Annotated in this window: 11 protein-coding genes; all 11 read left to right on the top strand. The window is 71.1% G+C overall.

Translation table 11 applies throughout. The features are described 5' to 3' along the window. Nucleotides 1–54 precede the first annotated feature (54 nt). The 11 genes from pheS to tyrS all read left to right on the top strand — a co-directional run bounded on the left by pheS (nucleotide 55) and on the right by tyrS (nucleotide 13944). Nucleotides 55–1095, top strand: a complete 1041-nt coding sequence (gene pheS / locus DEJ08_RS15570; protein WP_071405145.1) for a phenylalanine--tRNA ligase subunit alpha — start codon at nucleotides 55–57, stop codon at nucleotides 1093–1095. After that, the gene (gene pheT, locus DEJ08_RS15565; protein ID WP_111054040.1) at nucleotides 1095–3587 is read left to right on the top strand and encodes a phenylalanine--tRNA ligase subunit beta; all 2493 of its coding nucleotides are present in this window, start codon (nucleotides 1095–1097) and stop codon (nucleotides 3585–3587) included. Before pheS ends, pheT begins: the two co-directional genes overlap by 1 nt. A gap of 77 nt (nucleotides 3588–3664) precedes the next feature. Further along, on the top strand, nucleotides 3665–4762 hold the full coding sequence (locus DEJ08_RS15560) for an N-acetyl-gamma-glutamyl-phosphate reductase (protein WP_111054039.1): 1098 nt from the start codon (nucleotides 3665–3667) through the stop codon (nucleotides 4760–4762). Then, nucleotides 4759–5958, top strand: coding sequence for a bifunctional glutamate N-acetyltransferase/amino-acid acetyltransferase ArgJ (argJ, locus tag DEJ08_RS15555; protein ID WP_071405142.1), 1200 nt, complete (start codon nucleotides 4759–4761; stop codon nucleotides 5956–5958). Before DEJ08_RS15560 ends, argJ begins: the two co-directional genes overlap by 4 nt. Further along, nucleotides 5958–7010: an acetylglutamate kinase gene (gene argB, locus DEJ08_RS15550; RefSeq protein WP_071405141.1), complete on the top strand. Its 1053-nt coding sequence runs from the start codon at nucleotides 5958–5960 to the stop codon at nucleotides 7008–7010. Before argJ ends, argB begins: the two co-directional genes overlap by 1 nt. After that, nucleotides 7007–8230 carry an acetylornithine transaminase gene (locus DEJ08_RS15545; RefSeq protein WP_111054038.1) on the top strand — a complete coding sequence of 408 codons (1224 nt, stop codon included), beginning with the start codon at nucleotides 7007–7009 and terminating at the stop codon, nucleotides 8228–8230. Before argB ends, DEJ08_RS15545 begins: the two co-directional genes overlap by 4 nt. Next, complete coding sequence (argF, locus tag DEJ08_RS15540) at nucleotides 8227–9150, top strand: ornithine carbamoyltransferase (protein ID WP_071405139.1); 924 nt, start codon at nucleotides 8227–8229, stop codon at nucleotides 9148–9150. The genes DEJ08_RS15545 and argF overlap by 4 nt, the downstream gene beginning before the upstream one ends. Nucleotides 9151–9168: 18 nt before the next feature. Next, nucleotides 9169–10365 (top strand): argininosuccinate synthase, encoded by a 1197-nt coding sequence (locus tag DEJ08_RS15535; RefSeq protein ID WP_111047954.1) that lies wholly within the window; start codon nucleotides 9169–9171, stop codon nucleotides 10363–10365. Between the two features lie 70 nt (nucleotides 10366–10435). Next, complete coding sequence (gene argH / locus DEJ08_RS15530) at nucleotides 10436–11872, top strand: argininosuccinate lyase (RefSeq protein ID WP_071405137.1); 1437 nt, start codon at nucleotides 10436–10438, stop codon at nucleotides 11870–11872. Next, complete coding sequence (locus DEJ08_RS15525; RefSeq protein WP_111054037.1) at nucleotides 11869–12567, top strand: DNA-3-methyladenine glycosylase; 699 nt, start codon at nucleotides 11869–11871, stop codon at nucleotides 12565–12567. Before argH ends, DEJ08_RS15525 begins: the two co-directional genes overlap by 4 nt. Before the next feature lie 63 nt (nucleotides 12568–12630). Beyond that, entirely contained in the window at nucleotides 12631–13944 is a 1314-nt protein-coding gene (gene tyrS, locus DEJ08_RS15520; protein WP_111054036.1) for a tyrosine--tRNA ligase, read from the top strand. Nucleotides 13945–14354 lie beyond the last annotated feature (410 nt).

Raw genomic sequence — 14354 nt, 5'->3', positions numbered from 1 at the left:
CCGTCCGCTCGGTGCAGGTGGGTGGTATCCCGACGGCCGGTAGGCTTGGGTCTCGTGTCAGAACCTCTCGAGATCAGCGAATCGGCCGTCGCCGACGCGGTGGACGCGGCCCTCGCCGCCGTCCGTGCCACGACGACGGTCGCCGAACTGAAGCAGGCCAGGGCCGAGCACACCGGTGAGCAGTCACCGTTGGCGCGGATGAACGCATCGATGCGCAGTGTGCCGCCGGAGCAGAAGGCCGCGGCGGGCAAGCTCGTCGGGCAGGCCCGTGGGCGGGTGAACGCGGCGATCGCCGAGCAGGAATCCGTCCTCGCGGTGGCCGAGGAACACGCACGGCTCGAAGCCGAGCGCGTCGACGTCACCGCGTTGCCGGTCCACCGCGCCACCGGCTCCCGCCACCCGCTCTCGCTGCTGAACGAAGCCGTCGCCGACATCTTCGTCGGCATGGGGTGGGAAGTGGCAGAAGGCCCCGAGCTCGAGCACGAGTGGTTCAACTTCGACGCCCTGAACTTCGACCAGGACCACCCGGCCCGGGCCATGGCGGACACGATCTTCGTCGAGCCCGTCGACCGGCACCTGGTCATGCGCACCCACACCTCGCCGGTGCAGGTGCGGTCGCTGCTGTCGCGCGACCTCCCGCTGTACGTCATCGCGCCGGGTCGCGTCTACCGTGCCGACGAGCTCGACGCCACGCACCTGCCGGTCTTCACCCAGGTCGAGGGCATCGCGATCGACAAGGGCCTGACGATGGCGCACCTGCGCGGCACGCTCGAGCACTTCGCCCGGCAGATGTTCGGCGCCGAGGCGCAGATCCGGCTCCGCCCGAACTACTTCCCGTTCACCGAGCCCAGCGCCGAGATGGACGTCTGGCAGCCGAACGCCAAGGGTGGCGCGCGGTGGGTCGAGTGGGGTGGCTGCGGCATGGTGAACCCCAACGTCCTGCGTGCCGCCGGCATCGATCCCGACGAGTACCAGGGCTTCGCGTTCGGCATGGGCATCGAGCGGACACTGCAGTTCCGCAACGGCCTGAACGACATGCGTGACTTCCTCGAGGGCGACATCCGCTTCTCGCAGCAGTTCGGAACGGTGGTCTGATGCGCGTCCCACTCCGTTGGCTCGGTGAGTCTGTCGACCTCCCCGAGGACGTCACCCTCGAGCACGTCCACGCGGCGCTCGTGTCGGTCGGCTTCGAGGAAGAGGACGTCCACACCTTCGACCTGACCGGCCCCATCGTGGTCGGTCGGATCCTCGAGCGCGTCCCCGAGCCGCAGAAGAACGGCAAGACCATCAACTGGTGCCAGGTGGACGTCGGCGAAGCCGAGCCTCGCGGCATCGTCTGCGGCGCGCACAACTTCGACGTCGGCGACCTCGTCGTCGTCACGCTGCCCGGCGCAGTCCTGCCGGGGCCGTTCCCGATCGCCGCCCGCAAGACCTACGGGCACGTGTCCGACGGCATGATCGCCTCGGCCCGCGAGCTCGGGCTGGGCGAAGAGCACGACGGCATCCTGCGCTTCGCCGACCTCGGCATGGACCCCACCGTCGGTGCCGACGCCATCGCGCTCCTCGGCCTCGAAGACGCCGCGGTCGAGATCAACGTCACGCCGGACCGCGGCTACGTCCTCAGCATGCGCGGGGTCGCCCGTGAGTACGCGCACGCCACCGGAGCCCGCTTCCACGACCCCGTCGACCGCGTCGCGCCGCGTGCGGCCGAGGGGTTCCGGGTCACGATCGACGACCAGGCCCCGATCCGGGGTCGAGTCGGAGCGTCGACGTTCGTCACGCGCGTCGTGCGCGGGATCGACCCGGCCGCCAAGACACCGTCCTGGATGGTGTCGCGCCTCTCGCTGGCCGGGGTGCGCTCGATCTCCCTGCCCGTCGACATCACGAACTACGTCATGTTCGAGCTCGGCCAGCCGCTGCACGGTTACGACCTGCAGACCATCGCGGGCGGCCTCGGCGTGCGTCGGGCGACCGCTGGCGAGACGCTCGAGACCCTCGACGGCACGGTTCGGAAGCTCGACCCCGAAGACCTCGTCATCACCGACGACGACGGTCCCGTCGGCCTCGCCGGCGTCATGGGCGGAGCCCGCACCGAGATCTCGGCGAGCACCACCGACGTCCTGATCGAGGCCGCCGGGTTCGACCAGGTCTCCGTCGCCCGCACCGCTCGTCGCCACAAGCTCCCCAGCGAGGCATCCCGTCGCTTCGAGCGCGGGGTCGACCCGCAGGTGGCCGAGGCCGCGGCGAACCGTGCCGTCGAGCTCCTCGTCGAGCTCGCCGGCGGTACCGCTGACGCCCTCGGATCCACGCTCGTCGACACCGAGCCGCGGGCGACCGTGACGATGCGGCTCTCGCGTCCGGCCGAGCTCGTCGGCGTCGAGTACACCGACGCCGAGGTCATCGACACGCTCCGTGCGATCGGCGCCACGGTCGAGACCGACGGCGAGCAGCTCGCGGTCACCCCGCCCACCTGGCGTCCCGACCTGACCGACGACACCACCCTCGTCGAAGAGGTCGCGCGCATCGTCGGCTACGACCGGATCCCCAGCGTGCTGCCGGTCGCGCCGCCCGGTCGGGGCCTGACCCGGCACCAGCAGGCTCGTCGTCGGGTCGCCTCGGCGCTGGCCGCGGCGGGCCTGACCGAGGTCGTCACGGCACCGTTCGTGTCGGCGGCCACGCAGGACGCCTACCCGGGGATCGACCCGCAGGGCGGACCGAGCGTCGTGCTCGCGAACGCCCTGGACAGCGAGCAGAACCTCCTGCGCCGGAGCGGCGTTCCGGCCCTGGTCGACGCTGCCCGTCGCAACGTGTCGCGCGGGCTCGTCGACGTCGCGCTCTACGAGACGTCCCGGGTGTTCCTGCCGGTGACGGGCGTGACGCTCGGCACCGACGAGGTCCCGGCGGGCGCCGCCCGGCCCGACCGTGCAATGCTCGAGGCGCTGGACGCCTCGCTGCCCGCCCAGCCGTTCCACGTCGCCGCGCTGCTCACCGGCCACCGGGTCGTCAAGCAGCCCGGCACCACGGCAGAACCGTTCGGCATCGCCGACGCGATCGACGCTGCCCGCCAGGTCGCCTGGGCCGTCGGTGTGGAACTCACCGTCGCGCAGACGACCCACCCGTCCCTCCATCCGGGCCGGGCCGCGTCGCTGCTCGTCGACGGCACGGTCGTGGGCGTCGCCGGTGAGCTCCTGCCCGAACTGGCCGAGGCCGCCGTCCTGCCCCGGGTGGTGGCGGTCGTCGAGCTCGACCTCGACGCGCTGGTCGCCGCGGCCCCGGAACTCGTCGCGGTCGCGCCGATCGTCTCCTACCCGGCGGCCACGCAGGACCTCTCGCTCGTCGTCGATGCCGGCGTGCCGGCCGGTGACGTGCTGAATGCGGTGCGCTCTGGCGCCGGAGACCTGTTGGAGTATGCTCGGCTCGTGGATGACTACCGGGGCTCCGGCGTGGACGAGGGACAGAAGTCCCTGACGTTCGCCCTGCGCTTCCGTGCCACGGACCGCACGCTGACCGCTGCCGAGGCCACCGAGGCCCGTGACGGCGCTGTCCGACGTGCCGGCGAGCGATTCGGGGCGACCCTGCGCGACTGACCCACACGGGATCAGCACCGCCCGGGGTCGCCGCCTCCGACTCTCTCGACGACCAGTCCGACCAAAGGTGGAATCCCATGTCCGTATCCGTCGCCGTGGCGGGAGCCTCCGGCTACGCGGGTGGTGAGCTCCTGCGCGTGCTCTCCGCCCACCCCGAGTTCGAGGTCAGGACGGTGACGGCGTTCTCGAACGCCGGACAGCCCCTGATCGCGACCCAGCCGCACCTCCGTTCCCTGTCGCACCTGACGCTGGCGGAGACGACGGCCGAGACGCTGCGCGGGCACGACGTGGTCTTCCTGGCGCTGCCGCACGGGCAGTCGGGTGCGATCACCGCGGAACTCGGCGACGACGCGCTCGTCATCGACTGCGGCGCCGACCACCGGCTGACGGACCCGGCGGCGTGGGAGCGGTTCTACGGCGGTGACTACTTCGGCGCGTGGACCTACGGGCTGCCCGAGCTCCTGCTCGCGGCGCCCACCCCGGGTTCGGCCGATGAATGGCGCGAGGTCGACGACATCGCGTCGCAGGGCAAGCAGCGTTCCGCCCTGGTCGGCACGAAGCGCATCGCGGTCCCCGGATGCAACGTCACCGCGGTGACGCTCGGCATCCAGCCGGGCATCCAGGCCGGTCTCGTCGAGTCCGACGACCTCGTCGCGGTGCTCAGCGTCGGCCCGAGCGGCGCCGGCAAGAAGCTCAGCACCACCTACCTGGCCTCCGAGATCATGGGGTCCGCCAGCGCCTACGCCGTCGGTGGCTCGCACCGGCACGTCCCCGAGATCCAGCAGAACCTGCAGGTCGCGGGGGCCGCCGACGTGACGATCTCGTTCACGCCGGTCCTGGTCCCGATGTCGCGGGGGATCCTGGCGACCACCACCGCGAAGCTCTCGCCCGGCGTCAGCGCACGCGACGTCCGGCTCGCCTGGGAGCAGGCCTACGCCGACGAGCCCTTCGTCCACCTGCTGCCCGAGGGCGAGTTCCCCCGGGTCGCGGACACGATCGGTGCGAACACCGCGCTCGTCGGCATCGCCGTCGACGAGGCCGCAGGCCGCGTCGTCGCGGTGACCGCGCTCGACAACCTCGCCAAGGGCACGGCCGGCGCCGCGGTCCAGTCGGCGAACATCGCCCTCGGTCTCCCCGAGACCACGGGCCTCAGCGTGGACGGAGTCGCACCGTGACCGACGCAGGCACGACCACCCAGACCGAGCCGGGCCTCCAGGGCGTCACCGCGGCAGCGGGCTTCCGCGCCGCCGGTGTCACCGCAGGCCTCAAGACGAGCGGCAAGCCGGACGTGGCCCTCGTCGTCAACGACGGCCCCGACGCGGCCGTGGCCGCCGTCTTCACCAGCAACCGGGCCCAGGCGCATCCCGTGATCTGGTCCCGCCAGGTCGTCGGTGACGGCGTCGCGCGTGCCGTCGTCCTGAACTCCGGCGGCGCGAACTGCTTCACCGGCCCGTTCGGCTTCCAGACCACGCACCTGACGGCCGAGGCCGTGGGCGACGCCCTCGGGATCGGAGCCGGCGACGTCGTCGTCTGCTCCACCGGGCTCATCGGTGTCGGCGACCAGACCTTCCGCGACAACGTGCTCCGTGGCGTCGACCTGGCGAGCACTGCACTCAGCAGCGACGGCGGTCCCGATGCGGCGACCGCGATCATGACGACGGACACGAAGGCCAAGCAGTCCGTCGTGACCGAGGACGGCTGGACCGTCGGCGGCATGGCCAAGGGTGCCGGGATGCTCGCCCCGGGCCTCGCGACGATGCTCGTCGTCATCACGACCGACGCCGTGCAGACGCCGGACCAGCTCGACCAGGCGCTCCGTGCCGCCACCCGCATCACGTTCGACCGAGTCGACTCCGACGGCTGCATGTCCACGAACGACACCGTCGTGCTGCTGTCGTCGGGTGCGAGCGGGGTGACGCCCGAGGTCGGTGACTTCCAGGAAGCCCTGACCGCGGTCTGCGCCGATCTGGCCCGCCAGCTGCAGCAGGACGCCGAGGGTGCGAGCCACGACATCGCGATCGAGGTCGTGCACGCCGCGACGGAGGACGACGCCGTGACCGTCGGTCGGAGCGTCGCCCGGAACAACCTGTTCAAGGCGGCCGTCTTCGGCAACGACCCGAACTGGGGCCGGGTGCTCGCGGCGATCGGCACGACCGACGCCGAGTTCGACCCGTACGCGGTGGACGTCAGCATGAACGGCGTCCGGGTCTGCCACGCGGGCGCACCCGACGAACCGAGCGACTCCGTCGACCTGACGCCGCGTGACACCCACGTGCGCATCGACCTCGGTGTCGGCACGCACTCGGCCACGATCCTGACCAACGACCTCACGCACGACTACGTGCACGAGAACAGCGCGTACTCCAGCTGATGGCGGCGGACACGAACGGGGCCGGCACACCCCTCACGAAGGAAGAAGAACACGAGTTCGCCGCGGTCAAGGCCGCGACGCTCATCGAGTCGCTGCCCTGGCTGAAGCGCTTCTCGGGCAAGGTCGTCGTGGTCAAGTTCGGCGGCAACGCCATGGTGAACGAGGACCTGAAGCGCGCCTTCGCCGAGGACATGGTCTACCTGCGCTACGCCGGTCTGCACCCCGTCGTCGTGCACGGCGGCGGCCCGCAGATCTCCGCGGCCCTCAAGGAACAGGGCATCGAGTCCGAGTTCCGCGGCGGCTACCGCGTCACGACGACCGAGGCGATCACCGTCGTCCGCGACGTCCTGGCCGGCGAGGTCAACCGCGAGATCGTCGACTTGGTGAACGAACACGGCGAGGGCCTGGCCGTCGGCGTGTTCGGCGACGGCGGCTCGCTGTTCACCGGCGAGAAGAAGGGCGTTGTCGTCGACGGGCAGGAGTACGACCTCGGCCACGTCGGGGACATCACCCACGTCGACCCGTCCGGTGTGCTCGCCGCGATCGAGGCCGGCCGGATCCCGGTCGTCTCGAGCATCGCGATCGACGACGCGCACCCCGACCAGGCACTCAACGTGAACGCGGACGCTGCGGCGGGTGCCCTGGCGATCGCGCTGCGGGCCTCGAAGCTCATGATGCTCACCGACGTCCCCGGCCTGTACCGCAACTGGCCCGACCGTGACTCGATCGTCGACCTCATCGCCGTCGACGAGCTCCGCGAACTCCTGCCGAGCCTCGAGTCCGGGATGATCCCGAAGATGACCGCGTGCCTCGACGCCGTGGTCGGCGGGGTCGGCGGTGCGACGATCATCGACGGCCGGATCCCGCACTCGATCCTGCTCGAGGTCTTCACCCTGCGGGGTGCGGGCACCGAGGTGATCCCGGACCCGAGCCGACGAACCGAGAACCAGATGACCCACGCCGAGATAGGCCGTCGCGTGGCGTCGCCGTCGATCGACAGCAGTACCGGCCAGCACGTGGCGGGTACGGACGAGAAGGGACACCAGCAGTGAGCACCGAGACGCAGACCGAGACCTGGAACGACCGGTTCGGGGCGTCGCTCATGCGATCCCTGACCCCGCCCAAGATCATGCTCGAGCGTGGCCAGGGCTGCCGCGTCTGGGACGTCGACGGCAACGAGTACCTCGACTTCCTCGCCGGCATCGCGGTGAACTCGCTCGGCCACGCGCACCCCGCCCTGGTGGAGGCGATCGCCGACCAGGCCGCGAAGCTCGTGCACGTGTCGAACTACTTCGCCACCCCGCCGCAGCTCGAACTCGCCGAGCGCCTCAAGCGCATCACCGGCGCGGGTGACCCGGGCCGCGTGTACTTCGGCAACTCCGGCGCCGAGGCGAACGAGGCCGCGTTCAAGCTCGCTCGCCTCAACAAGGGTGCGGACGGCACCAAGACCCGGATCCTCGCGCTCAAGCAGGGCTTCCACGGCCGCACGATGGGCGCGCTCGCGCTCACCGGCAAGCCCGCGCTGCAGCAGGACTTCCTGCCGATGATCCCGGGTGTCGAGCACATAGACACCTCGATCGAGGCGCTCGAAGCGTCGATCGACGACTCCGTCGCCGCCCTGATCCTCGAACCCATCAAGGGCGAGGCCGGCGTGGTCGACCTGCCAGAGGGCTTCCTGCTGGCGGCACGCCGACTGACCGCGGAGCACGGCGCACTGCTGATCCTCGACGAGATCCAGACGGGTGTCGGCCGGACCGGCAACTGGTTCGCGTTCCAGGGCCACGGCGTGACGCCGGACGCGATCACCGTCGCGAAGGGCATCGCCGGTGGCTTCCCCATCGGCGCCCTCGTCACGTTCGGCTGGGCGTCCGACCTGTTCTCGGCCGGCCAGCACGGGTCGACCTTCGGCGGCAACCCGCTCGGCACCCGCGTCGCCAACGCGGTGCTCGAGGAGATCGAGCGTGCGGAACTCGTCGCCGGCGCAGTGGTCAAGGGCGAGCGGATCCGTGACGGCATCCGCGCCATCGGTTCCCCGCTGGTGGAAGAGGTCCGTGGCACCGGCCTGCTCATCGGCGTCGGTCTGACCGGTCCGATCGGTCCGGCCGTCAACGCAGCCGCCCTCGAGCGCGGCCTCATCATCAACGCACCCAACGAGTCGAGCCTGCGCATCGCGCCGCCGCTCATCGTGTCCGACGCCGAGATCGACGAGTTCCTGTCGATCCTCGCCCAGAGCCTCGCGGCCGTCGCCGCAGCGCAGGAGCCCACCGCATGACCCGCCACTTCCTCCGTGACGACGACCTGAGCCAGGCCGAGCAGTCCGCGATCCTCGACATCGCCGACCGCATGAAGGCCGACCGCTGGGCGGAGAAGCCGCTGGCCGGTCCGCAGAGCGTCGCGGTGATCTTCGACAAGTCGTCGACCCGCACCCGGGTGTCCTTCCACGTCGGCATCTCCGACCTCGGCGGCAGCCCGCTGATCATCTCGACGGCGAACAGCCAGCTCGGCGGCAAGGAGACCCCGTCGGACACCGCCCGCGTGCTCGAGCGCATGGTGTCGGCGATCGTGTGGCGCACCTACGGTCAGGCTGGGCTCGAGGAGATGGCCGCCGGCACGACGGTCCCCGTCGTCAACGCGCTGTCCGACGACTTCCACCCCTGCCAGCTCCTCGCCGACCTGCTCACCATCCGTGAGCACCGCGGCGCCCTCGCCGGGCAGACCGTGGCGTTCATCGGCGACGGTGCGAGCAACATGGCGCAGTCGTACCTGCTCGCCGGGGCGACAGCGGGCATGCACGTCCGCGTCGCCGCCCCCGCCGAGTTCTCCCCGTCGGCGCAGGTCGTCACCGACGCCGAGGAACGCGCCGCCGTGACGGGCGGCTCCGTCCTCGTGGTGACCGACCCGGTGGCCGCGGTCGCAGGTGCCGACGTGGTCGTCACCGACACCTGGGTGTCGATGGGCAAGGAGTCCGAGAAGCAGTCGCGCCTCGACACCTTCGCGGGGTACCGCGTCGACGACGCGCTCATGGCGCACGCCGCCGACGACGCCGTCTTCATGCACTGCCTGCCGGCCGACCGTGGGTTCGAGGTGACCGCCGACGTCATCGACGGCCCGCGCAGCATCATCTGGGACGAGGCGGAGAACCGTCTGCACGCCCAGAAGGCACTGCTGGCCTGGCTGCTCGCCAACGACTAGCCGACGGATCGGACACCAGTGGCTGACCGCGTCGTCCTCGCGTACTCCGGCGGTCTCGACACCTCTGTCGGGATCGGCTGGCTGCGCGACGCCACCGGCAAGGACGTCGTCGCACTCGTGGTCGACGTCGGCCAGGGCGGAGAGGACCTCGAGGCGGTCCGGCAGCGTGCGCTCGACTGCGGCGCCGTGGAGTCGCTCGTCGTCGACGCCAAGGACGAGTTCGCCGACGAGTACATCGTGCCGGCACTCCGGGCCAACGCGCTCTACCAGAAGCGGTACCCGCTCGTCTCGGCACTGAGCCGCCCGCTCATCGCGAAGCACCTCGCACTGACGGCGAAGCAACTCGGTGCCGACAGCGTCGCGCACGGCTCCACCGGCAAGGGCAACGACCAGGTCCGCTTCGAGGCAGCCGTCGCGGCGATCGCACCGGACCTGCGGACCGTCGCACCGGTGCGGGACCTCGCCCTCACCCGCGACCGCGCCATCGCCTACGCGGAGGAGCACCGGCTGCCGATCCAGCACTCGGAGCGGGAGCCGTGGTCGGTCGACCAGAACGTGTGGGGCCGAGCGGTCGAGACCGGGCTCCTCGAGGACCCGTGGACCGCCCCCGCAGACGACCTCTACGCGACCACGCAGGACCCGGCGCTCCCGCAGCAGGCCGACGAGGTCACGATCACCTTCGACCGCGGTGTCCCGGTCGCCCTCGACGGGCAGCGGTTCAGCGTGCTGCGCATGGTGCAGGAGCTCAACGCGGTCGCCGGCAAGCACGGCGTCGGGCGGATCGACGTCGTCGAGGACCGGGTGGTCGGCATCAAGTCGCGCGAGGTCTACGAGGCGCCGGCCGCGATCGCGCTCATCGCCGCGCACGAGGAGCTCGAGAGCCTCACCCTCGAGCGCGACGTCGCCCGGTTCAAACGCGGCGTCGAGTCCGAGTGGGCCGACCTGGTCTACGACGGACTGTGGTTCGGCGGACTCAAGCGCAGCCTCGACGCCTTCGTCGAGCACACCCAGCAGCACGTCTCCGGCGACGTCCGGTTGCGGCTGCAGGGCGGGCGTGCCACCGTGACGGGCCGTCGGTCGGAGCAGAGCCTCTACGACTTCGACCTGGCGACGTCGGACACCGGCGACGCGTTCGACCAGTCCGTGTCCAGGGGGTTCATCGAGCTCTGGTCACTGCCCAGCAAGATCTCCGCCCGCCGCGACGCGGCGAACTGACCGACAGCAACCCCGCACCGACCAACAGCCCCCGGCCCGACCCAGCACCGACGAAACGACGCAGGACGACATGACCGACGAGAAGACCGACGCCACCAACACCGGTGCCCTCTGGGGCGGCCGCTTCGCCGACGGCCCGAGTGCGGCCCTCGCCGCGCTCTCGAAGTCGACGCACTTCGACTGGCAGCTCGCGCCGTACGACATCGCGGGGTCCCGAGCCCACGCCCGAGCGCTGCACACCGCGGGCTACCTGACCGCCGACGAGCTCGAACGGATGCTCGCCGGCCTCGACCGGCTCGAAGCGGCGCATGCCGACGGCACACTGCAGCCCGACGACTCCGACGAGGACGTCCACGGCGCCCTGGAACGCCTGCTCATCGCCGACCTCGGTCCCGAGCTCGGCGGCAAGCTCCGCGCTGGTCGGAGCCGCAACGACCAGATCGCCACCCTCGGCCGCATGCACATGCTCGACCACGGGCGGCGCATCGGCCGGCTCGTGATCGACCTCGTCGACGCGATCACCCAGCAGGCGACCGAGCACCCGGCCGCGATCATGCCGGGGCGCACGCACCTGCAGCACGCGCAGCCCGTGCTCCTGGCCCACCACCTGCTCGCGCACGCCTGGCCGCTCGTCCGCGACCTCGAGCGCCTCCGCGACTGGGCCGGCCGCGCGAGCGTCAGCCCGTACGGTGCCGGTGCGCTGGCAGGGAGTTCGCTCGGCCTCGACCCCGCCGCGATCGCCGCGGAGCTCGGCTTCGACCGCCCGGCGGACAACTCGATCGACGCCACGGCCGCCCGCGACGTCGTCGCCGAGTTCGCGTTCGTCCTCGCGCAGATCGGCATCGACGTCTCGCGCCTGTCGGAAGAGGTCATCCTCTGGAACACGAAGGAGTTCGGCTTCGTCCGGCTCCACGACGCCTTCTCGACCGGCTCGAGCATCATGCCGCAGAAGAAGAACCCGGACATCGCCGAGCTCGCCCGGGGCAAGTCGGGGCGTCTGATCGGCAACCTGACCGGGCTCCTCGCGACCCTCAAGGGACTGCCGCTGGCGTACAACCGCGACCTGCAGGAGGACAAGGAGCCGGTCTTCGACTCCGTCGCCACGCTCGAGGTCCTGTTGCCCGCGTTCACCGGCATGATCGCGACCCTGACCTTCGACACCGACCGGATGGCCGAGCTCGCGCCGCAGGGCTTCTCGCTCGCGACGGACGTCGCCGAGTGGCTGGTCCGGCAGGGCGTCCCGTTCCGCGACGCGCACGAGGTCTCCGGCGCGCTCGTCCGGTACTGCGAGGAGCGCGGCATCGAGCTCGACGAGCCGACCGACGACGAGTACCGGTCCGTGTCCGAGCACCTCACGCCCGACGTCCGTGCCGTCCTGACCATCGAGGGCAGCGTCGCATCGCGCTCCGGCGTCGGGGGCACTGCACCCGACCGGGTCGCCGAGCAGCTCGCGTCCGTCACCCGTCGCGTCCGCGACCTGGCCGAGGGCGCGCCCTTCTCGCGATGACCGAGGGGATCGCCGCGCTGCTCGCCGAGCCCGCCCCGATCGCCGCGCCGGCCCTGCTCGGTGCGACGATCGCTGGGCGCGGCGTGGCGCTCCGCATCACCGAGGTCGAGGCCTACTCCGGCCCCACCGATCCCGGATCACACGGTCACCGGGGGATGACGGAGCGCAACCGCCACCTCTTCGGGCCGCCCGGCACGCTGTACGCCTACCGCTCGTACGGCATCCACACCTGCGTCAACGTCGTGAGCGGGCCTGCCGGCACCTCGTCGGGCTCCCTGCTGCGCGGTGCGCAGGTCGTCGAGGGACTCGACGTCGCGCGAGCGCGTCGCGGGTCGAAGGTCGCGGACGTCGCCCTGGCACGCGGGCCCGGCAACCTCGGTGGTGCGCTCGGAGCGGTCCTCGGGCAGGACGACGGCACCTCGCTCCTCGACGGGTCCGGCCCGTTCGTGCTCACCCTGGCACCCGGCCTGGAGGCCCGGCTCGCCTCCGCCGGACCGGCCCACGTGATCGACGAGCTCCTGTCCGAGACCCTGGCCGGTCTGCCCGCGGGCGCTGCGGTCCCGCGGATCTCCCGCGGGCCGCGCACCGGCGTAGGCGGCATCGCCGGCGGGGCGCGGTACCCCTGGCGCTTCTGGCTGACGGGTGACCCCACGGTCTCGACGTACCGGCGGCACAAGGGCGCCCTCGACTCGTGAACCCGGCCACGGGCCTCCCGGCCGCCGCGCCTGCCGGACGTCCGTCGCCGCTACGATGGCGGGGTGTCCAGTGATACCGCTCAAGACGTCCTGACGCGCCAGCAGAACGACCCCGCCTTCGACTCGGTGTGGGACGAACTGCAGTGGCGCGGTCTGGTGCAGGTCTCGACCGACGAGACCGCGCTGCAAGAGGCCCTCGACGGTGAGCCGATCACGTACTACTGCGGCTTCGATCCGACGGCGCCGTCGCTGCACTGCGGCAACCTGCTGCAGCTCCTGACCATGCGTCGGCTGCAGCTCGCCGGGCACAAGCCGCTCGCGTTGGTGGGTGGTTCGACCGGTCTCATCGGCGATCCGCGTCCCACGGCCGAGCGCACGCTGAACACGCCGGAGACCGTGGCGGAGTGGGTGTCCCGGCTGCAGACCCAGGTGTCCCGGTTCCTCAGTCCGGACGGCGACAACGGCGTCCGGCTGGTGAACAACCTCGACTGGACCGCCCCGTTGTCCGCGATCGACTTCCTGCGCGACGTCGGCAAGTACTTCCGCGTCAACTCGATGCTCAAGAAGGACGCGGTGGCCGCGCGCCTGAACTCCGATGCGGGGATCAGCTACACCGAGTTCAGCTACCAGATCCTCCAGGGGCTCGACTACCGCGAACTCTGGCGGCAGTACGGGTGCACGCTGCAGACCGGTGGCTCGGATCAGTGGGGCAACCTGACCTCCGGTACCGAACTCATCCGTCGTGCCGAAGGTGCCACGGTGCACGCCCTCGGGACCCCGCTCATCACGAACTCCGACGGCACGAAGTTCGGCAAGAGCGAGGGCAACGCCATCTGGCTCGATGCCGAGATGACCTCGCCGTACGCGCTGTACCAGTTCTGGCTCAACACGGCGGACGCCGACGTGATCGCCCGGTTGCGGCAGTTCACGTTCCTGACGCGTGCCGAGATCGAACGACTCGAGCAGGCCGTCGCCGACGAACCCTTCCGACGAGAGGCCCAGCGGACCCTGGCGTTCGAGGTCACCTCGATCGTGCACGGAGTCGCGGCGACCCAGGCGGCGATCGATGCCGCGGCCGCGCTGTTCGGCAACGGTGACCTCGGTGCGCTCGACGTGGAGACCCTGCGGTCGGCGATCGCCGCGCTGCCGGGGTCGGTCACACTCGACTCCGGAGCGGACGTCGCACGGGCACTCGTGGAGACCGGACTCGTGAAGTCCCTCGGTGAAGCCCGCCGCGCGATCGACCAGGGCGGCGTCTCCGTGAACAACGTCCGGGCCGAAGACCCGGCCGCCCCGCTGTCCGGACTCGCCCTGCCCGGGGGAGTGCTCGTCCTCCGTCGTGGCAAGAAGACCCTCGCCGGGGTGACGCTCGCCTGATCCCGGTTGCTCGACCCCCTGCGATGCCCGGTTCCCCTGTGGAACCGGGCATCGCTGCGTCCGGGCGACGTGTGTTGCACAACGCGACACGCCCGGGATGGGGGCTGGCTTGGCGCACTCGCTCAGGGCTGCGTATAGTTCTTACTCGTCACCCCAAAGGTGCGGCGGAGCGGCTGGAGCGAAAGCCCAGAGCACGTCGGCCCTCAAGCGGGACCATCCTCCACTGAAGTTCAGATCTGGCCTTGCGCCGGATCGCTTCGACGCCTAGGATGACAAGCCCACCGGTTCTCTCCCCTCGGGATGAGCCACTGGACCTCCGGGTCCGACGAACAACCGGTGGCAGCCAAGAACACAAGCCTTGTGGCTGAAGCTCGAACTCGAGCCGAAGAGCAAGTGCGTCTGGTCCTTGA

The organism is Curtobacterium sp. MCLR17_054 (genome assembly GCF_003234335.2).
Lineage (GTDB): Bacteria > Actinomycetota > Actinomycetes > Actinomycetales > Microbacteriaceae > Curtobacterium > Curtobacterium flaccumfaciens.
The sequence above is the reverse complement of the archived record's forward strand: the minus strand, read 5'-3'. Positions and strand labels throughout refer to the sequence as shown.

What these genes read in the sequence shown, in the direction of transcription:
- pheT (WP_111054040.1), top strand. Translation starts at nt 1,095, where the DNA reads ATGCGCGTCCCACTCCGTTGGCTCGGTGAGTCTGTCGACCTCCCCGAG.
- DEJ08_RS15560 (WP_111054039.1), top strand. Translation starts at nt 3,665, where the DNA reads ATGTCCGTATCCGTCGCCGTGGCGGGAGCCTCCGGCTACGCGGGTGGT.
- argB (WP_071405141.1), top strand. Translation starts at nt 5,958, where the DNA reads ATGGCGGCGGACACGAACGGGGCCGGCACACCCCTCACGAAGGAAGAA.
- argF (WP_071405139.1), top strand. Translation starts at nt 8,227, where the DNA reads ATGACCCGCCACTTCCTCCGTGACGACGACCTGAGCCAGGCCGAGCAG.
- argH (WP_071405137.1), top strand. Translation starts at nt 10,436, where the DNA reads ATGACCGACGAGAAGACCGACGCCACCAACACCGGTGCCCTCTGGGGC.
- DEJ08_RS15525 (WP_111054037.1), top strand. Translation starts at nt 11,869, where the DNA reads ATGACCGAGGGGATCGCCGCGCTGCTCGCCGAGCCCGCCCCGATCGCC.